Source organism: Bacillus siamensis KCTC 13613 (genome assembly GCF_000262045.1).
GTDB lineage: Bacteria > Bacillota > Bacilli > Bacillales > Bacillaceae > Bacillus > Bacillus siamensis.
In genome coordinates this window covers 454,389-478,549 of the sequence record NZ_AJVF01000039.1, presented here as the reverse complement: position 1 = coordinate 478,549, position 24,161 = coordinate 454,389, and the positions used below count along the sequence as shown (strand labels likewise).

The window sequence follows — 24,161 nt, the reverse complement described above, 5'->3', positions numbered from 1 at the left end:
TCCGAATGTTTCAATTACACCCCGGCAATTTCTTTTTTAATCTGAGTAGTGGAAATGCCTTCGGTTCTAGGGAGATAGATGACTTCGCATTGATCTTTAAGGAAGTCGAACTTGCCTTCCCAATCGTCTCCCATTACGAACACGTCGATGTTGTGCTCCGCTACGTCCCGGACTTTTTGATCCCAGCTGTTTTCCGGAATAACTTCGTCGACATAACGGATCGTTTCAAGAATTAACTTTCTGTGTTCATAGCTGTGGTAGGCCTTTTTTTGTTTTTGAAGGTTGAACTCATCTGTTGAGATGGCAACGACAAGATAATCTCCAAGCTGCTTCGCGCGCTCGAGCAGTTTAATATGACCCCAATGCAGTAAATCAAACGTTCCGTAAGTAATGACCTTCTTCATGAAACAAAAGCTCCTTTCTATCATCATACGTATAACAAGCAACTGCCCTGAAATGCTGTGCAGCTGTATCCTTAATCACTAAAGTGCCAATTTCGTACTCATGGAACCTCATTATATCACATAGCCCTGAAAAGGTTAAGCTAATGTAAAACGAAGTTAAATTCCACTTATTAACAAATGTTATTGCAATAGGAGTTTAGCAGGGTTTTTGCGCGTATGATTAAAGAAATTGTTATCTTATTTATATTTTTGTAAAACTATTGTTAAGTTTATCTGAAGGTATTATGTTAAAATAAAGCTTAGCTTAAGTCACGAAAAAGTGAAAGAAAATCCCGTACAAAAAGGAGGACGGCAGATGCAGACTGAAATGGTGCACAACCTTTCTTATGTTAATGGAAATTTACAGGAGTTTATTTCATATTTAGACACTTATTATATCGCACAAAAGCAAGGAGCCGTCATTGCGACGGTCAATCCAGAGATCGGATACGCTGCGGCGAAAGACAAAGGTTATCATCAAGTCATTTCTTCCGCGGATTTCGTCCTGCCGGATGGTATCGGCGTCGTGTTAATGTCACGTTTGACGCAGCACCCGCTGAAATCAAGAATTGCGGGATTCGATGTGTTTCTGTCGCTGCTCGGTCTCGCAAACCGGCAGTCTAAAAAAATATTTTTATACGGAGCTAAGCAAGACGTGCTTGACGCCGTTTTGAATCGGATCGATAAAGAGTATCCGAATATCGAGGTTGTCGGAGCCAGCAACGGCTATGAAGCCGATAAACGCTTCGTCGCCAAACAGATTTCCCGGGCGAAACCCGATATCGTGTTTGTCGCCTTAGGATATCCGCATCAGGAGCAATTTATTTATGAATACAAACATCTTTTTCCTCAGGCTGTTTCAATCGGTTTGGGCGGAAGCTTTGATGTGTTCAGCGGAACGGTGAAACGCGCCCCTGAATGGATGATCAAAACAAATCTGGAATGGCTGTACAGACTGGTGACAAATCCGTGGAGATGGAAAAGGATGCTGAACATTCCGAAGTATGCTTTTACCGTTTTGAGAAACAATAAATCAAATAAGAGCCTGTACTCCAAGCAGGCTGAAGATCAAACGAAACAGCTTTAAACAAATAAAACAGCAAAAGAGATTGGTAATCTATGAACTTGCGATCTTTATTCGCCGCTTTCTATTCTATATATCTGTCGGTTCTCGGCGTTTTGTTCAAGCCTGTAAAGCCAAAGAATCACCTGACCCTGCTGGTATCTTTTGAAGAGAATGCCCAGGCTCTCATCCGTTCTTACAAGGCGCACGCTGAATCGCTTTCTTATGAAGTGACGGTTCTGTATACGAGACATGCCGTCAGTCTGAAAAAGGAGCTGGAAGGTCTCGGCTCTTTTTATCTGAACGAAAAAAACCCTCTGCATCTTGTGAAGGTCGTTTTCATCCTTTTTAAGAGCAAAGTGGTCATAACGGATAACTATTTTCTCCTGACAAGCGTCTTAAACCGCCGGCCGCAAACGACATGCATTCAAGTATGGCATGCGAACGGCTCTTTGAAAAAGTTCGGCCTTGAGGACGTGACGAACCGAAGCCGGCCGGCATCAGATATCAGCCGCTTTAAAAAAGTGTATCGTTCGTTTGATTTTGTCACCGTCGGTTCAGATGAGATGGCTGACGTTTTTAAAAAGTCGTTCGGTATACGGGATGCCCAGCTGTTAAAAACGGGAGTTCCCCTGACTGACGTCTATTATGAAGAAAACAAGCCGGAACCGGAGCGCAAATGGCCGAAAAAAATCATTCTGTACGCACCGACATTCAGAGATTATGATATGCAATCCTTCCGGCTCCCATTCACCGAAGAACAGCTCATAAACGAATTAAACGGAGAGTATATGCTGCTTGTAAAGCTTCACCCAGCCGTTTTGCATCATATTTCAGCTTCGTTTGAAAGCGAATCGATCAAGAACGTGTCTGACATGCGTCTTCATGACCTTTTGAAAGCGGCTGATATTTTAATTACGGACTACTCTTCCGTGCCCTTTGAATTCGCACTCTTAAATAAACCGATATTCTTTTTCACCTATGATCTGGAGGAATACGATCAAAAACGCGGTTTGATCGACAATTATGCTTCGGTCATCCCCGGAAGAGCTTGTCATGACAGCAAAGCCCTTCTCGAGGAAATGACGAAAAAGCCATTTCATGCAGAAGAAATGAAGCGGTTCTCGGACAAATGGAATATGTATTCAAATGGGAATTCGAGTGAAGCGTTATTGAAATTTGCGGAAACAAAAATGAAAAATTGTGCTGAAGCACCTGCCTGAATCCGAGGCGGGTGTTTTTTTTTGCATGAAGAAAGGCTGAAGCAACAACTTCAGCCTTTTTTTACACTTTCATATACACAGGAACATCATAGTAAAGCGTGTAGTCGTCCAGAAGTGAGTATAAGCTGTACATGCGGTTTACCTGCTTATACGCCCAGCCGATGTCTGTCGCATACTGATGGGATGCGGCTGGAGACCATCTCATTTTATACAGGGTATCCTGTTCGTATGCGGAGTTGTGAATATATGACGCACCGATAAATTGGGCTCCGCCGATAATCGCGGCTTCCGGAGTAAACCAGCCTTGATTATATGCGTATTGTGCGCCGTAATAATTCGGGTTGCTGTCATAAGCCCCGATGCCGTACATGTTATAAACCTTTTTTCCATTATACGTAATGCCGTTTGCAAGCTCTGACGTGCCATTGCCCGTTTCAAGCAAAGCATGCGAAATCAAATACACTTCATTGATGCTGTATTTTCCGGCGGCTGTAATAAAGGCTTGGCCTTTGCCTGTCAGAATTCCTTTATTGACCAGCACTTTTTGATTCAATTCAGATGCGTTCAATCCCGCTGTCTGAGAGAGCTTCAGAAATTGAAAATAATACTTGCTGTCTTGTGCGAAGTGATCGGGATTGACGTATTGCTCGACTTCATCACTGCTGGCGTTTCTCCAGCCCATGCTGAGTTTGGCCCAGCCGTTTGTCTGGCCGGTGATGCTGACTTTATCGCCTTTTTTCAACTGCCCGATAATATTGCCTGAGCTGACTTCCGGAGTTGAGCGGACGTTCAGTACGTCGGCTGTGACCGTCCCGGAAGCCGTATTGATGTAAGTAAGCGACGCGTAAGCCGAGGCATCAGTCTGCGGGCTGACTGTCATTTGTTTTTTGACCATATCCGCAAGCGAGATGTTGTAATTGGTATTCATAATTTGCGGTCCGTTTTTTATTTTCAAAATAGTCATCGTCCATCCGTACAGCTTTTTCAGCTTTTGAGAGGCGGCGTCCGCAGACTGCGAGCCCGTGAATTGATCGCGGAGATGGAGCTCATAAACCGGATGGCTTTCACTCGTATAGCCGGCCTGCAATTGTTTGGCGCTGAAATAGCTCATGCTTTTATTTAAAACGGTTTTACCAGTGAACTTTTCGGTTTTGATGACGTACTGTGAATAGGCGGTTTTCCCCGTCTCCTTTACAGTGCCGGCCGCTTTGTTTTGTTTGAAAAAGGCAGTCACGCGGTCAATGTCTTCCTTCTTAAGCAGCGGGGCCGTTTCAATCCTGAATTGTGTATACGCTGTTTCACCTGTTTTCTGTGAAGAAGCGGATACTTTTTTCCCTTTGAAGAAATCCAGCGAACGATTGATCTTTGCCGTATCAAGCAGTGATTCAGTTGTGACTTGGTACGTTGTTCCCGTTTGCTTGGCTGCTGTTTTGGAAACGGCACTCAGTTTATATCCGGCCAGAAGATTCAATCCTTTTTTAATCTTCGATTGGTCTGCCGTCTGCTGAGAAAGCAGCTGATATTGGTTTTCTGCTGTTTTTCCTGCCGCAGTTCTTGCCGTCTTTACATGCTGCTGGCGGAAAAACGCCTCCGCTTGATCTGCCTGTGCGGCAGTAAGCTGTCCTGCTGTAATCCTGTAAACGGACGCTGACGCTGTCTTTTTGACAGACGTTGTGTCGCAATGCCATTTTTTCTTTTTAAAGAAGGATTGAACGCTTTGCAGCTGCTGAGCCGTCAGTCCGCTCATCGCGACCGTATAATTATTTTTCGTGCCGGCTTTTTGATAACTGCCGCTGACGCCCGTATTCTTCTTGATTTGGCTGACGGCATTTCGCACGGCGCTTACTCCGTTAAAATACCCTGACCGCACGTTGTACACGGCAGCTGTTTTGCTTTGGGCATATGTTTGAACATTCCCTTTGATGCCCGTTTTCTGCTGCAGCTGTTTCGCTAAGCCTGCCGCTTTATTTGTATCCGGGATGCCGGAAGCTGTCACGGTGATATTCGGGCTTCCTTTTGTTATCACCTTCAGCGACGATTGTAATCCTGTTTCCTTTTGAAAATCAGTTTGGATTTGAGCAGCTTTTTGATCGCCGGTAATTGTTCCTGATTGGATCTGAAACTGGGCTGTTTCCCGCTTGATCGGACGGTATGATGCCTTCACGCCCGTCTGCTTCGTTAAATCTTGAGTGAGCGTTTTCGCGTCTGCTTCGGCTGCGATCTCAGAAGTCACGACCTGCATGTACGTCTGCTTCGTTCCCGACTCCTTGACGGCGCCGGTCACGCCCGTTTCTTTCGTCAATTTGGCAAGAAGGTTTTTCGCCTGCTGTCCGTCTGATAGAACTCCTGATGTGACGGTCACGTACGGCTGTTTGCTTCCGCTTGCGCTGTAAGTGCCGGCCACACCCGTCTGCTTCGTAAAATCTTTCAGCACGGCTTTCGCGTCCGTTTCATCGTGTAAGCCTGAGACGGAGATTTGATAAGCAAGCAGCGCATTACCGGCTTTCTTTGCGTCAGCCTGCCACCCCGTATCCTTTTTCAATTTCGCTGCCGCTTGAAGCGCCTCATTCTCAGAAGCGAATTGCTGCTTCGTTTCCAGCTCATAAACGGAATAGTCGCTGTATGCAGCCTGGGCGTGCTGTGTAACGGTGCTAAAGACAAGGAAAACGCCGGACAATAACATAGGTGCAACGAATCTCTTTTTCATTCCTTCTCCTCTTTCTGATTCAATTGGTTTCTATCAAACTAGTTTATTTATCGGCCGGCTTTCTTCATTTTTACAGAGAGAAATCATCCAATTATCCAAATAAAAAAAACTTAATCCCATCGCTGGGATTAAGTTTCGGTGATTTATATATGAGAAACGATGATTGTGCATTCTCCGGTTATCGTAAAGTCAGGCATCTGATCCGGCAGTATGAAATGCGCGCCTTTTTCAATTGTTGCGGTCTTGCCTTCACAAGTGATGGAGCCGCTTCCTTCTATGACGCTGCACAGCATAAACGGAGCGTCCTGGGTCATTTCCGCCGTCCCGCTGATATCCCATTTGTAAACAGAAAAATATTCTCCCTGCACAAAGGTTTTGATGGTGATGCCTTTTCTCGTTTCAGTTGATTCATCTAAAAATCCGTCCACATGAGGAACGGTGGCGGCGTTGACGGCATCGCGGATATGCAGCTCACGCGCCTCGCCGTTTTGATCTGTGCGCCCGTAATCATATATCCGGTAGGCGGCATCTGAATTCTGCTGTATTTCCAGTACGAGCGCCCCGGCGCAAATGGCATGGATGGTTCCGCTCGGCACATAATAAAAATCGCCGGGTTTGATCTTCACGCGGCGCAGCAGGCCTTCCCAATCACCGCTGTTAATCATGGTGACAAGCTCTGCTTTCGAACGGGCCGTATGACCGTATATTATCTCCGCATTTTCTTTACAGTCGATAATGTACCAGCACTCAGACTTCCCCGTTTCGCCCAGTCCATGCTCCTCGGCATCATAATCGTCAGGGTGGACTTTGACGGACAGGTGATGTTTGACGTCCAGTATTTTCGTCAGCAGCGGAAAGCGGTCCCCTTCCGTTCCGCCGAATAATTCTCTATGCTGATTCCACAGTTCGATCAGGGTTTTCCCTTGATACGGACCGCTTTTGACCGTGCTCATCCCGTGCGGGTGGGCTGATATCGCCCAGCATTCGCCGGTTGTTTCTGAAGGTATACTGTATCCGAATCGTTCGCGTAATAACGTGCCGCCCCATATTTTTTCTTTACATACAGGCTGTAAAAAAATCGGCTCTTGCGTCATGTTCGTTCCCCTCCCATTAAAAAGCGGCTCATATCCCATTCCCCCTGTACCTATTTTAAAACACGGAGAGAGCCGCCAGTTAAAAACAATATGTATAAATGGCTGACCTGCTCATTATACCATTCGGATGGGGCGGAATGCTCAGTCATTTCCTATTCCAGAATAAAATCCCTTGTTTGTCGCAAATTAAAATAACTGATGAAAGGGGGGAAACATTGTGACGATAAATGCTGAGCTCGGACAAAACCTTCAAGCGCTGAAAAAACGGTTCGGCCAAAGCGATGACATGATGTTTTATTCATTTACGTACGGAAACGGCAAATGTGACGCCTGTCTTGTGTATATAGACGGACTGACTGAAAATCAATTGCTTGCCGAATATATTATTTCGCCCGTGCAGGCGGCCGCCCGGCATCAAGAGGAACCGGCTGAAACACCTCCGGCATCCATTTCTTTCGGGTATCACCACACCCGGCTTTCTTCACTTAAGGATGTTGAGGCAGACATTCTTTCCGGCAAATCGGTTTTGCTTGCGGAGGGATGGAAGGAGGCCCTTTCCTTTGATACGGAAACATTTAAAATGCGGGATGTCGAAGAACCGGCATCAGAAGTGCTGGAACGCGGGCCGAGGATAGGTTTTGTCGAAAAACTTCGGACGAATACGGCGCTTTTGCGTGAGCAGTCCCGTGACCCCAATCTCCAGATCAAGGAGCTGACACTCGGCGAACGGACAAAAAAACGGATCGCCGTTGCCTACATTCGGGATATCGCGCCTGATGATGTCGTAAAAGAAGTGATGAAAAGACTGGAGTCCATCACCATTGATGATATTCCGGAATCAGGATCGATCGAACAGCTCATTGAAGATAACACGTATTCCATTTTCCCGACCATTTTGACGACCGAACGGCCTGACCGGGTTATGGGCGCTCTTTTAGAGGGAAGGGTCTCCGTTCTTGTAGACGGAACGCCATTTACCCTTTTGGTGCCCGCTACCATTGATGAATTTATCCACTCCCCTGACGATTATAATCAGCGGTGGGTTCCGGTTACCTTTCTCAGGCTGCTTCGGTATTCATGCATTTTAATCACGATTTATTTACCCGGCCTTTACATCGCGCTCGTTACGTTTCATACCGGGCTTTTGCCGACGAGAATGGCGGTGACGATTGCCGGAAGCAGGTTGAATGTCCCGTTTCCCCCTTTTGTTGAAGCGTTTATTATGATTTTTACGATTGAAATGATCAGAGAAGCCGGACTCAGACTGCCGAAGCCGATCGGCCAGACAATCGGCCTGATCGGGGGAGTCGTGATCGGCCAGGCCGCCGTACAGGCGAATATCGTCAGCGCGATGATGGTGATTGTCGTATCCGTTACGGCATTGGCCTCTTTTACGGCGCCCTCCTATGTGTTCAATTTCCCGCTGAGGCTCATCCGTATTTTTTCGATGATTTTATCGGCGATTTTAGGTTTATACGGACTGATTATGTGTTATCTGCTGGTCGTCGGCCATCTGATGCGCCTGAAAAGCTTCGGCCAGGATTATATTATTCCGATCATGGCGCAGCCGGGACAGGACTTAAAGGATACGATTGTCAGGCTGCCGACACCGCTTTTTAAAAAACGGCCGACCCGAAAAGAGACAAAAGATAAAATCAGACAAAGGTGATCCCCATGATAAAACCAGAAGACAAGCTGTCTTTTATGCAGACCCTTCTCATGGTAAGCGGAACAATGATCGGAGCGGGCGTGTTAACATTGCCGCGCTCGGCCGCAACAGCGGACAGTCCGAGCGGATGGATCATTATTCTGTTGCAGAGTGTCGTGTTTATCGGCATCGTCCTGCTCTTTATGCCGTTTTTGCAGAAGAACAGCGGGGAAACCATCTATGAGCTGAATCAAAGCATCATGGGCCGCGCTATCGGTTCTCTTTTGAATTTATTCATCAGCTGTTATTTTGTCGTCACCGTCTGTTTTCAAGCCCGGTTTCTCGGTGAAGTCATCAATTACTTTTTACTGAAAAATACGCCGATGGGTGTCGTCATATTCATTTTTCTGGCGGTCGGCATTTACCATGTGACCGGCGGAGTCTATCCCATTTCAAAGCTCTATGCTTATCTCTTTCCGATTTCGATCGTCATTCTGCTTACACTGCTCATATTCAGCCTGAGACTGTTTAAGCTGGATTTCGTCCGCCCGGTCTTTGATGGGGGCTACAAAAGCTTTTTTGAGCTGTTTCCGCGAACCCTTCTGTATTTTTCGGGGCTTGAAGTGATTCTTTTTCTGGTGCCGTTTATGAAAAACCCGAAGCAGGCGAAAAAGGCGGCTGTCTTCGGCATCGCAGGCGCGAGCTTATTTTACAGCTTTATACTGCTTATCGTGATCGGCTGTATGTCGGTTGCTGAAGCCAAAACGGTGACGTATCCGACAATTTCCCTGATTCACGCCTTGGAAATCCGCGGTATTTTCATCGAAAGATTTGATATCTTTCTTTTAATTACGTGGACATGCCAGCAGTTCACCTGTATGCTCGGTTCTTTTAAAGGAGCGCATCTCGGATTCAACACCATTTTCAGGCTGAAAAATAAAAACAATGGCTGGCTGCTGGGGGGATTATTGGCGGTGACATTCGGCCTTTCAATGTACCCCGATGATATCAACAGTGTGTTTGCATTCGCTAATATTCTCGGATATGCGTTTTTTGCCGTCATTATGATTCCTTTTCTCATTTGGTTTGTCAGCTGGATGAAGAAAATAGCGGGGAGGAAACAGACGTCATGACACATTTCATAAAATGGGCGGCGGCGCTTTTCATACTGATAATGCTTTCAGGATGCTGGGACGCGAAGGAAGTCGAAAAACTATCTTTCGCCCGGGGAGTGGCTATAGACGAGACGAGTGACCGCCGATATAAACTAACCTATCAAAACCTGCTGCCCCAAAGTGAAAACAGCCAGGCTTCCGGCCGGCCCGTGTTTGTCAATGTGACGACGCGGGGGGATACCATTCTTGAAGCCGTCAGTGAAGTCTCCTTAAAAGATCCGCCCGTTTACAGCGATCATTTAAAAGTGCTGATATTCAGCGACAAATTGCTGGCCGACCAAAATATACTGCAGATGATGAATCATTTTATCCGTGATGATGAATTAAGGCGGAGCAGCTATCTTTTCGCGGCAAGAGGAAAAGCGTCCGACATTCTGACGGAGCCGACGCCGAATCAGCAGCAGCCCATGGCCGCGGAAAAGCTCATCGACCTCACAAACAACGGCGGCTACAACGGAAAAATTTTAAAGCCGCTCAGAATCGGGAGAGCTTCGATTTACTGCCATAATAAACTCAGCTTTCTCATGCAGGCCGTCAGCAATCAAAAAGGAAAAACGGTGTATGACGGAGCGGCCATCATCAAAAACAAAAAACAAAACAGACTGGCGGGATTCCTGTCATCATACGAAGTACAGAGCCTGAATTGGCTGACGGGAACGATACAGGGCGGCGTGCTGCCCGCTTTGGATAAAGGAGGGCACCCGATTACCTTCGAGATCAAAAAATCAACATCCTCCATCACCCCCCGGCTGAAAAACGGGAAGCTGTCATTTCACGTATCGGTAAAAACAAAAGGCATCTTGTCGGAGGATCAATATGCCGGCGAGGATTCATTCAATCAGCATTATTTAAACGGGCTCGAAAAGATTTTCGAAAAAAAACTGAAAAGCGATATAAAAGAAGTCATTGATAAGCTTCAGAATCAATATGAAACGGACCCTGTATTCTTTTCTGACAGAGTCCGCATTCAATATCCCGACTATTGGAAGAAAGTGAAGAATCATTGGGATGAGACCTTTTCCGAAGCAGCCTTTGACTATGATGTTTCCATTCAGATTGTCAACTTCGGAACGATGGGCCGGTAGCCTTCAGCGTGTTTTTTCGACACGCAGGAGGATTTGATAAATCCGGCTTTGTTCGGGCAGCTGTGTTACCGGAAATTGCATCGCCTGCGCCATTCGTGTGATTTCTTGTAAAAACAGCTGCACCCGCTCATCAACGTGAACATACGTATAGGACTGCTTTTTCACGTCAAATGTCTCTTCCGGAAAGAGCGTGCGGACCGTCTGCGGCGTAAAAAACCGCAAGTGGGTGCGGTCGAGAATGCCGGCGTCCTTGTATGTCCAGTCACCGAGCAGAAGCGGAAACAGCGCTTCGGCGTGAGAAATATTCGGAATGCTGCAAACGATTGATCCGGCAGGCGCCAAATAGGCTGAGTACGTTTCAATGACACGCCAAGGGTCTTTTAAGTGCTCAAGAATGTCTGCAAAAATGATGCAATCAAAAAAGCCTTCCGGATACGGGAGCTTCACTTCTTCGACATCTTCCTGCAGAACCGCTTCATAGTGTCCTTTTGCCGCTTGCGCCGCCAGCGGGTGCAGTTCTATTCCGTACAGTTCACAGGGCTGTCTGTTTTGAAGTTCCAGTCCCGTAGCACCCGCGCCGCAGCCGACATCAAGTACCCTTTTCGCTTCCCGGGGAACAAGCTCCGCAATTTCCGGTCTCGGGTGGGTAAAGTACGTAAAATCAGTGCCCCATTTTTCCGTAAAACGCTGGCGGTTCTCCAAATATAATTGATTGATATTGATATCCTGATTAGCCGTAAACGTCGCGTGCCCGTGATGATGCACAAAGGCATCGAGGGCGATGTGCAGGCTGTAGCCTTTTTGCAGGGCGCGCAGGCATAGATCATCATCTTCAAAAGAACCGTATCCGAATTGTTCATCGAACGGGCCGATGTCTTCAATGACGCTTTTTTTCACCAGAAGGCAGAATCCGACAAGGCGGAGCACCCGCTTCGTGTTATGCTTTTCCCTTTCACAATAAGCCTCCGCGAATGACTCCAGTTCATCAAGCGATTGATACGCATCATGGATCATCTGCGCGCCGCTGACATAGTTGCTGACGGGACCGACCATGCCGTTTTTTTCAGATTGATACAGCACTCTCAGCATGGCGCTGAGCCAATTTTTCGTGACTATCGTATCGTTGTTCAAAAACAGCAGATTGTCCCCCGCCGCCGCTTCGATTCCCTGGTTGCACCCTTTGGCGAACCCGAGGTTTTTTTCATTTAGGATGACTTTGACGTCAGGAAGATTTGATATGTACTCTCTCGTTCCGTCTGATGAACCGTTATCAACGATGATCAGCTCTATCTCTTCTTTATCGGTGTATTGATCAATGCTGGTCAGACATTTTTTGGTCAGTTCCAGCTCATTATATGTAAGGATAATAATGCTCGTTTTCACCGGCATCCCCGCCTTTATCGTGACTTTATACTAACGTATGACATATTCCTGTCATTTATGTGACCGGGCGCGGGACGCAGTTTTAAGGGGCCGGTGTATAACCGCCCCCTCTCACACTGGAATTAAGGATGAACTGTCTGCCGATTGGATTCTGATTCCGAGTCTCCGTTACGGCTTCGCAGATCCTGTTCGATTTCTTCAAGGCTTTTCCCCTTCGTCTCGGTCACTTTAAACCAAACGAACAGGAATGCCATTATCCCGATCACGGCATAAATGATAAATAAATAGCTGATGCCGACGGCCTCCATTAGTATCGGATAAGTTAATGAAACAAGCAATGTTCCGACATGCAGCATCAAAGTCGAGACACCTGTGCCGATACCGCGGACATGGAGCGGGAATAATTCCGGCAGCATAACCCACACGACAGGCCCCCAGCTGATCGCAAACACGATGATAAACAGACCTAAACAAATCACCGTCGTCCATGATGCGGCTGCTGAATGTTCAAAGAAGAGATTGACCGCGGCCAATACGAGCAGACTGATGACCATGCCCGCATTTCCGGCCAAAAGCAGCGGCTTCCGACCGATCTTATCAATGACTTTGATAGCCGCAAGCGTCATGATGACATTGACGGCGCCGATGCCGACGGTTCCCAGGATAGACGCGGAATTGCCGAACCCGACACTGGTAAATGTTTTCGGGGCGTAATAAATAATGGTATTTGTCCCGATGAATTGCTGTAAAAAGGCTAGCCCGAGGCCGGCAATCAGCGCGGGTCTCACCCACGGCTCAAACAATTCTTTCAAACCGCCTTCGTTTTCCTTTTCCGCTTCTTTCATCTGGTCAATCTCGCCCTCAATATTCTTCGTTCCCCGCAATGACGAAAGAATTTCTCTTGCTTTATCTTCTTTGCCGATTGTAAACAGCCAGCGCGGGCTTTCCGGCATGAATAATATTCCGATCAGCAGAATGACTGACGGCACGACCGCAAGACCAAGCATCCAGCGCCAAGCGCCTGCATCGGCAAATATATAATTCACGATATACGAAACGAGGATTCCGACCGAAATCATCAGCTGGTTCAGTGATGAAAGCGCCCCCCGTTTATGCTTCGGAGCCAACTCCGATAAATAGAGCGGAACGATCGTTGTAGATGTTCCGACAGCCAGTCCGAGAATGATCCGGAATAGAACCATCACCTGTGTATTCGGGGCAAAAGCGACCCCAAACCCGCCAATACAAAACAGCAGCGCCGCTCCCATGATGGCTTTCCGCCTGCCGAACCGGTCGGTCAGTTTGCCGGCGAATCCCGAACCGAGAATCGCCCCCGCCAATAACGAACTGACGACGAGGCCTTCTGTAAAGGCGTTCAGTCCCAGTTCTTTTTTCATAAATAAAATAGCCCCGGAAATGACTCCGGTATCATATCCGTATAACGCGCCGCCTAGAGCGCCGAAAAAATAGAGCCATTTATTCGAGTGTATGCTTTTCATGTGATATAGACTCCCCTCATCCTGCGCTGTATCCGCGAGGAATTGTTCTACTGCTTCTTTTGCCTGATTCCGATCGTTTCAAACCTTCCGACGGTTAACATCCATTATTTTACTGATTATTTTTTACAACCCGACGAAACATTTTCCGCTTCCTGCCGTCCAATATAATGTGAACCTGATGTAAAAATAACAGTAGATGTTGTCGAAATAGAGAGAAAGATTTGGAATTTTCTCATTTACAGAGTTGTTCCAAACCAACAATTATGGTACGCTTCACAAAGAATAGAAACGAGAGGTAATGATATGGAAGAACGATCTCAACGCAGAAAAAAGAAAAAACGCCTCAGAAAATGGGTGAAATTCGTACTGGTTTTTGCCGCTTTCTTATTGGTGATTGCCGGTTCCGTCGGCGCCTACGCATTTGTGAAACTGAACAATGCGACCAAGGAAGCGCACGTCAGTCTTGACCGCGGCGACCAGTCCGTGAAACGGATTAAAGAATTTGATCCGAAGAAGGATTCTTTCACCGTATTGCTTTTAGGAATTGACGCCCGTGACAATAAGGGCGAATCAGTAGATGACGCAAGAAGTGACGCCAACGTGCTCGTCACCTTCAACCGGAAAAAGAAAACAGCGACAATGCTCAGCATTCCGCGGGATTCCTATGTCAACATCCCAGGTCACGGCTATGACAAATTCGCGCACGCACATGCTTACGGCGGTTATAATTTAACTTATAAAACAGTAGAAAACATGCTTGATATTCCGGTAGATTATGTGGTTGAGAGCAACTTCGACGCGTTCCGCGATGTCGTCAATGAATTGAACGGCGTTACGGTAAATGTAAAAAGCCAGAAAATTGCCGATCGTATTAAAGTCGATACAAAAGGAAAAGTCGTGCTGAAGCCGGGCGTTCAGACGCTTGACGGCGAGCAGGCACTGGCTTATGTAAGAACACGTAAAGCGGACACCGATCTGATGCGCGGACAAAGACAGATGGAAGTGCTGAGCGCCATTATTAAAAAATCTAAATCGTTAAGCTCGATCCCTTCTTATGACGATATCGTCGACAGCTTAGGGAAAAACTTAAAAATGAACTTATCTCTGAATGACGCCATCGGCCTGTTCCCGTTTATCACATCGCTGAAATCAGTGAATTCTTTACAGCTGACAGGTTCAGACAGCTATATTTACACTCCTCAATACGGCAAAAATATTTATTATTTCAAACTGAATGAGGAGAACCTTCAAGAAGTAAAAACGAAATTAAAAAATGATTTAAACGAGTAAGATGTCACGGCGGGGTTTCAGAATCCCCGCCGTTTTTCTGTTGAAAAAAAGGACATGAAGGTATAGCCTTTTAATTGACGGCTTTCTGCTGATTTCGCAAAAAGCTGAACATACTACAGGAAGCAGCTTTATTTTTAAGGAGGGCATCCATACATATGAAATTGATAGCCATTGACTTAGACGGCACATTACTGAACTCGGACAGTGTGATTTCTCCGGAAAACAGAGCGGCTTTACAAAGAGCGGATGAAGCGGGCGTTCTTGTGGCCATCTGCACCGGCAGAGCCACTTTTGATGTAAAATCACTCCTGGAAGATTTGGATATTCCGATCATTGCCGCAAACGGCGGGACGGTTCACGACAAAGGATACCGGCTCGTCAGCCGGCTCTTAATGGATCAGCAGGCCGGTAAGGATATCGCCGCTTATTTAACGGGAAAAGACATTTACTTCGAGGTTTATACAGATCATCACCTGCTGTCCCCGTTTGACGGCGAGTCCAAATTGCAGGCAGAACTGGACATTCTGAAAAGCGCCAACCCGAAGGAAGATATTCAGACATTATGGGAGGGCGCAAAGACGCAGTTCAAACAATTCGGCATCAAACCCGTGCAGGATATACAGGCCATTTTTAACGGAGACGAACATATTTACAAGCTTCTTTGTTTCTCTTTTGATATGGAAAAACTGAAAAATGCCAAAGAAGAAATTACACACCATCCGAAATTATCCCAGACTTCTTCCGGAAAACACATCATTGAAATCCTCCCTGCCGGTTCCGGTAAAGGACGGGCCCTGACGGAGCTTGCTTCACTGTACGGAATTGAAAAACAGGATATTTACGCCATCGGCGACAGCCCGAATGATTTCTCCATGTTTGAAGCAGCCGGAAACCGCATCGCCATGGGCAACGCGATTGATGAACTGAAGGAAAAAAGCACGTATATTACAAAAAGCAACGATGAAAACGGCGTTGCCCATTTCATCAACCGGCTTCTCGACAACGAACAATAAAAAATCCGTCCGTCAAAAGCCAGGTCTTTCACGACCTGGCTTTTTCATGTTTTCCAAAAATTAATTTCCAAAATTGAAAATAAATTGTAAAATAAAGAAAAAAGGAGCGTTATTATGTCGAATGCAATCGCTATTATTGGATTTTTGGCTTTTCTCTTCGCACTTGGATACGGAATATTCCATCTCATATGCAAAGCGGCAAAAAAAGAAAAACGTTTTTCAAAAAAGCTGTTTTGGCCCCTTCTCATCGGCGGATTTGTTCTGCTCCTGACAGGCGGTTCCTCGGCAGAGCCGGACACCTCAGCCGCGAAGGCAGAGGAGAAATACAGCACACTGGATACGGCTTATCAAAAATTAACGAAGGACCACCAGGCGCTTGAGAAAAAATATGAAAGCATCAGTGCCGCGGCTGAAAAAGAGAAATCCGAAGCCGAAGCAGGCAATGAGAAAAAACTCAGCAAACTCAGCAAAGAAATAAACGAGCTGAAAAAAACAAACAAATCACTCAAACAAGACAACGAGAAATTAAAAAATTCACAAAAGAAACTCGAAAAGACCGCCAAAACGCTTCAATCAGAAAATAAAACATTAAAGCGGCAAAAAGAAGAAACAAAAACATCCGAGCACACGGAAACGGCGCAAAATACCGCCCCTTCCTCCGGCGGACATGCCGGGACGAAAGCAGCCGACACCTCACAGGGATGCGACATTAAAGGCAGCCGAAACGGCATTTATCACACGCCGGGAAGTACATACTACGATCGGACGACAGATCCAGTGGAAATGTTCTGTTCTGTAGAAGAAGCGGAAGCGGCCGGATTCAGAGCCCCGAAACGGTAAAAGAAAAAGACGTCAGAGACACTCTCTGACGTCTTTTTTTACGGGAGCCGGATGCTGCCCGCATATTTGTCCTTCCAATAAGCGCTTGTATTCATATTTGTTATGGTTACGCCTGCGGACACAGTGACATGAATCACTTGTCCGTTCCCGATGTAAATGGCCGGATTTAAGCTCTCCGCTTTAAAGAAGACCAGATCGCCGGGCTTCAGATCCTGTTTATCGACCGGAGCGCCCGCCTGCATCTGCTTGTCCGCGTAACGCGGCAGGCTGATTCCTTTCGCTTTTTGATAGACGTATTGAACAAATCCGGCTGTATCAAAGCCATTTTCCGGTGAAACGCCGCCTTTCAGATAAGAAATTCCGATAAGATCAGCCGCTGTTGACACAACGGGATTATCTTTAGAAATAGTCAGGTTGCTGAATCGGCGCACTCCTGTAAAATGCTTTTTCCAATAATCTTCCGCCAAATAAGAAATGGTGACTTTTTCGGAGCGGCTCGCTTGGATGAATCTTCCCTCTCCCGCATAAATGCCTGCATGGGAAATTCCTTTTTTATACGTGTCGCTGAAATAAATCACGTCCCCGGGCTTTATGTCGCTCAATTTGATTTTCTCACCGACCAGCCACTGCTGCTCCGCAGATCTCGGCAGGTAAATGTGAAGCCTGTTTTCGAAAACATATTGGACAAGCCCTGAACAGTCGAATCCCGCTTCAGGCGTGCTGCCGCCGAATACATACGGAATGTCGAGATAACGGGCGGCCTCCTGAACGATCGGATTATCAGCCAGCTCCGGATCTTTTTTAATCCGTCTCGCGCCAAGATATAAATTCATCCAATAACTGCTTTTTTGAAAGCGCGTGATCGTCACGCCTTCTGACGGAGAACTGTGTATCATCTCTCCGTTTCCGATATAAAGACCGTCTTGGACGGGCGTGTTTTTTGTTGAATCCGACTTTTTGAAAAAAACAATATCTCCCGGTGAAAGGTCATTTTCTTTGACGGCAGCTCCGACTTTCCATTGATCACTGACCGTTCTCGGCAGATGGATGTTCTGTCTGCCGAAAAGATAATGGATCAATCCGGACGGATCAAACCCGTCCTCAGGCTCTTCGCCTCCAAAAACATATTTATTTCCGACAAGTTTTTGTGCGTCTGAAACGATCAGGACAGAAACTTGAGAATCCGCTTCAGCAATTTCCGTTCTCGTTACTGCAGGTGCCACAAGACAAATCATAAGGCCGGCAAGGATGTACTTCCTCCAGCTTGTGAGCATGTTTTTTGTTCACTCTCCTTGTTTTTAGTAGTTTTTACATCGGTAACTTTTAACAAATGTTTAGAGAGCATAAAAAAAGAATGCCCATATCAGGCATTCTTTACTGGATTCGGTGCAAACAATATGCCGGCAAGCGGAATCATGCGCTTATTTTGCGCCCGCTGTGTCCTCTTGCTGAATTTTTTGCATTTCCGTGTCAATTTTTTGTTTTTCCTGATCTGTGAGCTGATCATTGTATTTAAAAGCTGACATAAACATAAATACCATAATGATCGCGGCAAACGGCCATCCGGCTTTAATGATTTTCATTTGTTTTTCCCTCCGCTTTCTTTTTTAAGATATTGCTGTGGTCCACATCAAACGTTAACTTTCCGTCCTTGACGCTCCAATTGAAATTCGATTCTTTCGTCAGTTCTCGTATGATTGTTTTATGATTGATGCTGCCTTTTTTAACCGGCGCAGGCGTCGCTTCATGAATGTTCATCGGCGTGACTTCAAAGCGTCCCGTGCCGTTTTTCTGCAAATGATATTGTACAAGCGCCGTGTCTCTCGTTCTTGTCCATCCCTGGTCAAATACGAAGTTGCCCAGGCTGTAGAAAATAACGGTGCCGTGGTACATTTCGATCGGTTCAAGCACGTGCGGATGGTGTCCGACGATGATATCCGCTCCGGCATCTGACATTGCTCTTGCCAACTGGCGCTGTCTGTCATTCGGGTCATTATCGTATTCCTGTCCCCAGTGTGTTTGAACAATGACAAGATCGGCTTTCTTTTTGGCTTTGGAAATCATCGGAATGAACAGCTCAGGATCGGCCGGAAGCACACCCGGCGCATTTCGTTTAGCTGCAAAGCCTTTTCCGGAAACATCGGTGAATCCCAGTGTTGCGATTTTGATTCCGTTTACATCTTGATATGAAATGTTCTGCTCAGCCTCTTTAAGCGTCAGGCCCGCACCGACAAGTTCAAGGTTCTGCTTTGAAAATTCTTCAACAGTATCCCGCATTCCTTGAGGGCCGTAATCCATCGCATGGTTGTTGGCTGCCGTCAGAACGGTGAAATTTGTGTCCTTCAATACTTTTACGGCATCTTTGTCTGACTGAAGGTGAATATTTTTGTCTGCTTCTTTGTAGTTCTTTTTATATGTAACCGGGTTTTCAAAGTTTCCCGATACATAGTCAGATGCTTCAAAAAATGGCTTTGCGTAGCGGAAGACGCTTTCCGTTCCGTTATGCTTTGTCACTTTCTCCACATTCCGGCCCATCATAATATCTCCGACGAACGAGGCTGATACAAGGTCATCGGCATTTCTTTTCACACTCGGTGTCTCCGCCTTCCCTGTCAGGATGCAGATGAACATCAGGCAAAAGACGATCGGCAGTGCGATAAAAACGTGAAGATTGGTTTTCTTTTTCTGCTGTTTGGTCAGCTTCAGCAGTTTCTCTTGAAAGCTTAATTGTTTTTTCATCGTTTGACACACCTTACATTAGATTAAGTAGTAAGCAAACATAATGGCAAAAGTGGCGCCGCTTAAAAACAGCGTGCTGGCAAATGTAATCGTTAATCCCTGTTTCTGAATGGTGTTGGCGATCAGACCCGGTACAATGATACCGATTCCGCGGAATTCTGATATCTCAAACGGTACGATCGGGTAGAGAAAATCCAATGCGATTTTTAAGCAGATTCCCGTAATCAGCATAGCTGCGAATTTTCTGCGTCCGTATAAAATCATAAATCTGGATAAACCGTATTTGACGATCACGTATGTAAGAAGACTTACTAACAATACGAGTAAAATAAAGACCGGCTGGTTAAAAACGAGCCCTAAATAACCCGGTACAACTAAACCGGCAGGTACGATACCTGTTTTTTCCGCGAAAATTAAACTGATTAACACGCCTAAAATAAGTGAAATATATAAATCTGATCCGAACATTTATCCTTTTCCTCCTAGCTAACGAGCTGTTTCACCTTATACTCTTGGATTTTTTCAATTAATGGTTCCGCTGAACCGTGGATGTTGCCGACGCCATATATGACACGGTTTTGCATTCTTGTTTTCAGCACGTCCATGATTTCGTCTGTAGATTTGTATTCGAGATCGTGCAGGGTATCGGCAGGAATCTTGCCTTCTTCATAAGCTTTGACGATCGGTTCTGTCGTCTCGCCGATGAGAATGAGTTCCTTCGTTTTAATGTACGGAAGCACGTCATTGGCAAACTGAATCGTTCTGTCCACGCGGTCGGCGCGGCAGTTCATGATGACGATCGGTTCATCTGTCGGATAGCCGATTTCCTTTACACGTTTCCATATATTCAAAGTAGAAGATGCATCATTTGCGGCAAAGCCATTTACGAAATGACCGGGCTCCTTTGTGCTGAGCAGCGGCAGAATTCTCATGGCGCCTGGATCAGGCGGCGCATTCAGCATGCCTTTAAACGCCGTTTCTTCATCTATACCAAGAGCCTGGGCAACGCCGAGCGCAAGTGAAGCGTTATCAGGAAAGACCATATATTCGAATTTCCGCAGGTATTCATCAGTAATTTTAGAGTTATCCGCAATAATGACTTCGGTATTTCGCTCTGCGGCTTTTTCTTTAAAGAAATCTGTGTATTCACTGTCTGTAATCACAAGATGGCCGTTATAAGGAATCGTCGCGGTAAATGCTTCAGCGATTTCATCAAGCGTCGGCCCCATAACGTCCATATGGTCTTCAAGCACATTCACGATGACGCCGATGTTGGCTTGAAGGAGTTCTTCCTGAAAGATAATCTGATAATCCGGGTTTACCGCCATACATTCACTGACAATGGCATTGGCGCCCCGTTCTACGGTTTCCTTCATTACTTCTTTTTGCTCGCCGATATTCGGGCCCTGCGGTTTCCGTTTGATCGGTTTTTCCTCAGGTGTATCCCAATAGATCATCCTTGCATCTGTTCCCGTCGTTTTTCCGACTGTTTTGTAGCCCGCCTCCATCAGTATTCCGGTCGTCAGCCTCGTTACGGTTGACTTTCCGCGGATACCATTAATATTGACGCGTACTGGCAGAGCATCGATATTCTTCTGATGCCGCCTTTTTTCAATGATTCCGATGATTAGTACGGCAGCACAGGCTATAATGAGTAACCACATTGATTTTTGACATCTCCTTCTGTATTGATAAATTCATTCATCAGTATATAGCTTCACTATGAATTCTCAATCGGCATTATGTAACATAATCTTCCCGCTTTCACTGAGCCAAACTTCTCTATTAGTGACGCTATTCTTCCTATTATCGAATTGATTTTTTTGGGAATCGGCAGGACTTAGAACTTACTTCAATTTTTTTTAGAAAAAATGAATGCGTTTACATTTTCCCTCGTCTATTTATTTGGACTAATAGAACTATTCGCGTTCCGGAAGAAAAAGATGTAATCATAATCCATCTTATCCAGCCTTTTATACCAGTGTTTTCCGCACTGCGCATACGTTTTCTGACTCTTTGTCCGCTGGATGCACACTTCCTGTTTTGTTAAGAATAAGGTCTTAAAGTCATTCATTTTTCCCCTGTATTCTGCTGTCAGTCCCATTCCAAAATAACTATTGGGATGTCTTGTACATGACAGAAACAGACGGGTCCGGAGTGTTTACAAGAAATATACATTTTATATGCGGAAAGCCTATCTGCTTTCGTTCCGTTTACAGGCCATTTCTCACTCTTTTGAAATAATTTTAATAAATCTTTAAATTCGTTCAAGAAAAGTTCATCCATAATTGTGGAGTTTATGGAAAAACAGCAAGCAGCATCAAGAAATTCCTCTAATTTATAAAATGCATAAAAAAGGAATGGATAATGATCCCCGCCGGCATCTGAAAGTAAAAATTCATTTAAAGCTGAATGCACGTGCCTTGGAATATATGAAAGACAAGCTGAATTCCTATGCGGCTATCGGCAAAATGAACAAACAAGCCTCAGCCAATCTGAACGAGCGGAGCAAGCATCTCAATTGGGCGTGAGATCTATCCTTTCATAGAGATTGTCCCTGATATCAAAGTGAACATCTCTCAAATCGGTATCGTGAATGAATAGAGGCTCAAGCCTCTTTTTTTGTTGCCAAGCGAAAATATTCGTGATACTCTTTTTGTGTAAACGGTTACATAGATAGAGGAGGAGTGTTTGTTGGCAACGATTAAAGATGTCGCAGGCGCTGCCGGCGTCTCTGTTGCCACGGTCTCGCGTGTCCTCAATGACAACGGCTACGTGCATGAAGATACAAGAACGAAGGTCATGCTTGCCATGGAGAAGCTGAATTATTATCCGAATGAAGTTGCCCGCTCTCTTTATAAAAGAGAATCCAGACTGGTGGGACTTTTGCTTCCAGATATTACGAATCCCTTTTTCCCGCAGCTTGCCCGCGGCGCTGAAGACGAATTGCAGCGGGAGGGGTACCGGCTGATGATCGGCAACAGCGATGAGGAATTGGAAAAAGAGCTCGACTATCTGCAGACATTTAAACAAAATCAAGTTGCCGGGATTTTGGCGGCCACCAATTACCCCGATCTTCCCGAATACAGCGGGAGCCTTTACCCGGTCGTATTTCTGGACCGGGCAAAAGAAGGCGCTCCTTCCGTATTCAGTGACGGCCGGGCAGGCGGAAAACGGGCGGCTGAGGAAATGCTCCGCGGCAAAAGCACAAGCATCACGCTCGTCAAAGGCCCCGGCCGCCTTCCGACCGCTCAGGAACGTTTTAACGGCGCACGTGACGTGCTGCAAAAAGCGGGCGCGCAGTTCAATGTCATCTCCGCCGCTTCATTTTCCATCAAGGATGCCGCCATTTTAGCGAAAGAATTGTTTGCCGCATTCCCGGAAACTGACGGCGTCATTGCCAGCAACGACATTGCGGCGGCGGCCGTCCTTCATGAGGCGCTGCGGCTCGGTAAAAAAGTTCCCAAGGAGATTCAGATTATCGGATACGACGATATTCCGCAGAGCAGTCTCTTGTTCCCGTCTCTTTCAACGATCCGCCAGCCTGCATATGAGATGGGAAAACGAGCGGCAGGCCTGCTGCTGCAATTAATAAAGAAAGAGCCGCCAAAAGAGACGTCTATTCAAATGCCAGTCACATACATGGAAAGACAAACGACGAGAAAGGATGAGTACAAGTGAGTGAAATTTGTGTTATCGGAAGCTGTTCAATGGATCTTGTCGTCACATCCGAACGGCGTCCGAAAGCGGGAGAAACCGTACTGGGCGCAGACTTTCAAACCGTGCCCGGGGGAAAAGGCGCTAATCAGGCCGTAGCCGCTTCCCGTCTGGGTGCTGACGTATATATGGTAGGGAAAGTAGGCAGGGACAGCTACGGAAAAGCGATTATTGAAAACCTGCAGGCAAACGGTGTCAATACGGACTATATGGAAACGATTACACATCAAAAAAGCGGAACGGCTCATATTGTGCTCGCAGAAGGAGATAACAGCATCGTCGTCGTAAAAGGCGCAAACGATGACATCTCCCCCGCTGATGCCAAAAGCGCGCTCGCGAAACTTCCCGGCATTGATATCGTGCTGATCCAGCAGGAGATCCCCGAAGAAACCGTTGAAGAAGTGTGCAGCTACTGCCGCGCGCATCAAATTCCGGTGATCCTTAATCCGGCGCCGGCCCGTCCGCTGAAACAATCAACGATTGAGGATGCCGCTTATCTTACGCCGAACGAACATGAAGCATCCATTTTATTTCCTGGCCGGACGAAAGAAGAGGCGCTAGCCGGCTATCCCGGCAAACTGTTTATTACCGAAGGGAAACAAGGTGTGCGGTATTCTGACGGCACTGCAGAGCGGCTCGTTCCCGCCTTCCCTGTGGAAGCGGTCGACACGACGGGAGCCGGTGATACTTTTAATGCGGCACTTGCCGTCGCACTCGCGGAAGGACAGGACATTGAACAAGCGCTTCTGTTTGCCAACCGCGCCGCCTCCCTATCCGTGCAGCATTTCGGCGCCCAGGGCGGCATGCCGGACAGAAAAGCAGTCGAGGAGTTGCTGTCATGAAGAAACACGGAATGTTAAACAGCCACATTGACAAAGTATTAGCCGATCTCGGGCATACAGACCTCATCGCGATCGCCGATGCGGGTCTCCCCGTCCCAGACGGTGTCCCTAAAATTGATTTGTCCTTAACGGCGGGCGTTCCCGCCTTTCAGGACGTGACCAGCCTGGTGGCCGGGGAGATGGAAGTCGAAAAGGTGATAGCCGCCTCCGAAATCAAAGACGCCAATCCTGAGAATGCAAGTTTTCTAGAAAGCTATTTCTCAGAGCGGACAATCGAGTACATGCCCCACGAAGAATTCAAACGGCTCACACAGAAAGCAAAAGCCGTCATCCGAACGGGTGAAATGACACCATACGCCAACTGCATCCTGCAGGCGGGAGTGATTTTCTAGAAGGAAGG

At 46.5% G+C, this 24,161-nt stretch carries 22 protein-coding genes; 12 read left to right on the top strand and 10 right to left on the bottom strand.

Annotation, left to right across the window (positions count from 1 at the left end):
- Positions 1-14 precede the first annotated feature (14 nt).
- On the bottom strand, positions 15-404 hold the full coding sequence (gene tagD, locus Y79_RS0111110) for a glycerol-3-phosphate cytidylyltransferase (RefSeq protein WP_016937747.1): 390 nt from the start codon (positions 402-404) through the stop codon (positions 15-17).
- A 355-nt stretch (positions 405-759) separates the two neighbouring features.
- Here tagD and Y79_RS0111105 point away from each other — a divergent pair, with 355 nt between their 5' ends.
- Complete coding sequence (locus Y79_RS0111105; RefSeq protein ID WP_016937746.1) at positions 760-1,530, top strand: WecB/TagA/CpsF family glycosyltransferase; 771 nt, start codon at positions 760-762, stop codon at positions 1,528-1,530.
- Positions 1,531-1,562: 32 nt separating this feature from the next.
- Positions 1,563-2,729 carry a CDP-glycerol--glycerophosphate glycerophosphotransferase gene (locus Y79_RS0111100; RefSeq protein WP_016937745.1) on the top strand — a complete coding sequence of 389 codons (1,167 nt, stop codon included), beginning with the start codon at positions 1,563-1,565 and terminating at the stop codon, positions 2,727-2,729.
- A 61-nt stretch (positions 2,730-2,790) separates the two neighbouring features.
- On the opposite strand, the gene Y79_RS0111095 is transcribed toward Y79_RS0111100, so the two are convergent.
- Together Y79_RS0111095 and manA are read right to left on the bottom strand one after the other, a co-directional pair.
- The gene (locus tag Y79_RS0111095; RefSeq protein ID WP_016937744.1) at positions 2,791-5,436 is read right to left on the bottom strand and encodes an N-acetylglucosaminidase; all 2,646 of its coding nucleotides are present in this window, start codon (positions 5,434-5,436) and stop codon (positions 2,791-2,793) included.
- 143 nt (positions 5,437-5,579) lie between these two features.
- Positions 5,580-6,530 (bottom strand): mannose-6-phosphate isomerase, class I, encoded by a 951-nt coding sequence (gene manA, locus Y79_RS0111090; RefSeq protein ID WP_016937743.1) that lies wholly within the window; start codon positions 6,528-6,530, stop codon positions 5,580-5,582.
- A 217-nt stretch (positions 6,531-6,747) separates the two neighbouring features.
- On the opposite strand from manA, the gene Y79_RS0111085 reads away from it, so the two are divergent.
- From Y79_RS0111085 to Y79_RS0111075, 3 genes are read left to right on the top strand one after another with little or no spacing between them, the layout of a single operon-like run.
- Positions 6,748-8,199, top strand: a complete 1,452-nt coding sequence (locus tag Y79_RS0111085) for a spore germination protein GerBA (protein ID WP_016937742.1) — start codon at positions 6,748-6,750, stop codon at positions 8,197-8,199.
- Between the two features lie 5 nt (positions 8,200-8,204).
- The gene (locus tag Y79_RS0111080; protein ID WP_016937741.1) at positions 8,205-9,311 is read left to right on the top strand and encodes a GerAB/ArcD/ProY family transporter; all 1,107 of its coding nucleotides are present in this window, start codon (positions 8,205-8,207) and stop codon (positions 9,309-9,311) included.
- A complete protein-coding gene (locus Y79_RS0111075) occupies positions 9,308-10,438 on the top strand; it encodes a Ger(x)C family spore germination protein (protein ID WP_016937740.1) in 1,131 nt (376 codons plus the stop codon). Before Y79_RS0111080 ends, Y79_RS0111075 begins: the two co-directional genes overlap by 4 nt.
- Positions 10,439-10,441: 3 nt before the next feature.
- On the opposite strand, the gene Y79_RS0111070 is transcribed toward Y79_RS0111075, so the two are convergent.
- Both Y79_RS0111070 and Y79_RS0111065 read right to left on the bottom strand, forming a co-directional pair.
- Entirely contained in the window at positions 10,442-11,827 is a 1,386-nt protein-coding gene (locus Y79_RS0111070) for a glycosyltransferase (protein WP_032864809.1), read from the bottom strand.
- A 116-nt stretch (positions 11,828-11,943) separates the two neighbouring features.
- Positions 11,944-13,320, bottom strand: coding sequence for a sugar porter family MFS transporter (locus Y79_RS0111065; RefSeq protein WP_016937738.1), 1,377 nt, complete (start codon positions 13,318-13,320; stop codon positions 11,944-11,946).
- A gap of 303 nt (positions 13,321-13,623) precedes the next feature.
- Here Y79_RS0111065 and Y79_RS0111060 point away from each other — a divergent pair, with 303 nt between their 5' ends.
- From Y79_RS0111060 to Y79_RS0111050, 3 genes are all read left to right on the top strand, one after another.
- Entirely contained in the window at positions 13,624-14,610 is a 987-nt protein-coding gene (locus Y79_RS0111060; protein WP_016937737.1) for an LCP family protein, read from the top strand.
- 155 nt (positions 14,611-14,765) lie between these two features.
- On the top strand, positions 14,766-15,623 hold the full coding sequence (locus tag Y79_RS0111055; protein WP_016937736.1) for a Cof-type HAD-IIB family hydrolase: 858 nt from the start codon (positions 14,766-14,768) through the stop codon (positions 15,621-15,623).
- A 114-nt stretch (positions 15,624-15,737) separates the two neighbouring features.
- Entirely contained in the window at positions 15,738-16,463 is a 726-nt protein-coding gene (locus Y79_RS0111050; RefSeq protein ID WP_016937735.1) for a sunset domain-containing protein, read from the top strand.
- A gap of 38 nt (positions 16,464-16,501) precedes the next feature.
- On the opposite strand, the gene Y79_RS0111045 is transcribed toward Y79_RS0111050, so the two are convergent.
- From Y79_RS0111045 to pgsB, 5 genes are all read right to left on the bottom strand, one after another.
- Positions 16,502-17,737 carry a C40 family peptidase gene (locus tag Y79_RS0111045; protein ID WP_016937734.1) on the bottom strand — a complete coding sequence of 412 codons (1,236 nt, stop codon included), beginning with the start codon at positions 17,735-17,737 and terminating at the stop codon, positions 16,502-16,504.
- 147 nt (positions 17,738-17,884) lie between these two features.
- On the bottom strand, positions 17,885-18,046 hold the full coding sequence (gene edmS / locus Y79_RS1000000121275; protein ID WP_003151344.1) for an extrachromosomal elements maintenance protein EdmS: 162 nt from the start codon (positions 18,044-18,046) through the stop codon (positions 17,885-17,887).
- The gene (locus Y79_RS0111035) at positions 18,033-19,202 is read right to left on the bottom strand and encodes a CapA family protein (RefSeq protein ID WP_016937733.1); all 1,170 of its coding nucleotides are present in this window, start codon (positions 19,200-19,202) and stop codon (positions 18,033-18,035) included. Before Y79_RS0111035 ends, edmS begins: the two co-directional genes overlap by 14 nt.
- 18 nt (positions 19,203-19,220) lie before the next feature.
- Positions 19,221-19,670, bottom strand: a complete 450-nt coding sequence (gene pgsC / locus Y79_RS0111030) for a poly-gamma-glutamate biosynthesis protein PgsC (RefSeq protein ID WP_003151340.1) — start codon at positions 19,668-19,670, stop codon at positions 19,221-19,223.
- Positions 19,671-19,684: 14 nt separating this feature from the next.
- On the bottom strand, positions 19,685-20,866 hold the full coding sequence (gene pgsB, locus Y79_RS0111025; RefSeq protein ID WP_016937732.1) for a poly-gamma-glutamate synthase PgsB: 1,182 nt from the start codon (positions 20,864-20,866) through the stop codon (positions 19,685-19,687).
- A 696-nt stretch (positions 20,867-21,562) separates the two neighbouring features.
- On the opposite strand from pgsB, the gene Y79_RS0111015 reads away from it, so the two are divergent.
- The 4 genes from Y79_RS0111015 (at position 21,563) to rbsD (ending at position 24,153) form a co-directional block, all read left to right on the top strand.
- Complete coding sequence (locus Y79_RS0111015; RefSeq protein WP_235714284.1) at positions 21,563-21,733, top strand: hypothetical protein; 171 nt, start codon at positions 21,563-21,565, stop codon at positions 21,731-21,733.
- A gap of 163 nt (positions 21,734-21,896) precedes the next feature.
- The gene (locus tag Y79_RS0111010) at positions 21,897-22,883 is read left to right on the top strand and encodes a LacI family DNA-binding transcriptional regulator (RefSeq protein WP_016937729.1); all 987 of its coding nucleotides are present in this window, start codon (positions 21,897-21,899) and stop codon (positions 22,881-22,883) included.
- A complete protein-coding gene (gene rbsK / locus Y79_RS0111005) occupies positions 22,880-23,761 on the top strand; it encodes a ribokinase (RefSeq protein WP_016937728.1) in 882 nt (293 codons plus the stop codon). Before Y79_RS0111010 ends, rbsK begins: the two co-directional genes overlap by 4 nt.
- Positions 23,758-24,153 (top strand): D-ribose pyranase, encoded by a 396-nt coding sequence (gene rbsD / locus Y79_RS0111000; RefSeq protein WP_016937727.1) that lies wholly within the window; start codon positions 23,758-23,760, stop codon positions 24,151-24,153. The genes rbsK and rbsD overlap by 4 nt, the downstream gene beginning before the upstream one ends.
- The last annotated feature ends 8 nt before the right edge of the window (positions 24,154-24,161 follow it).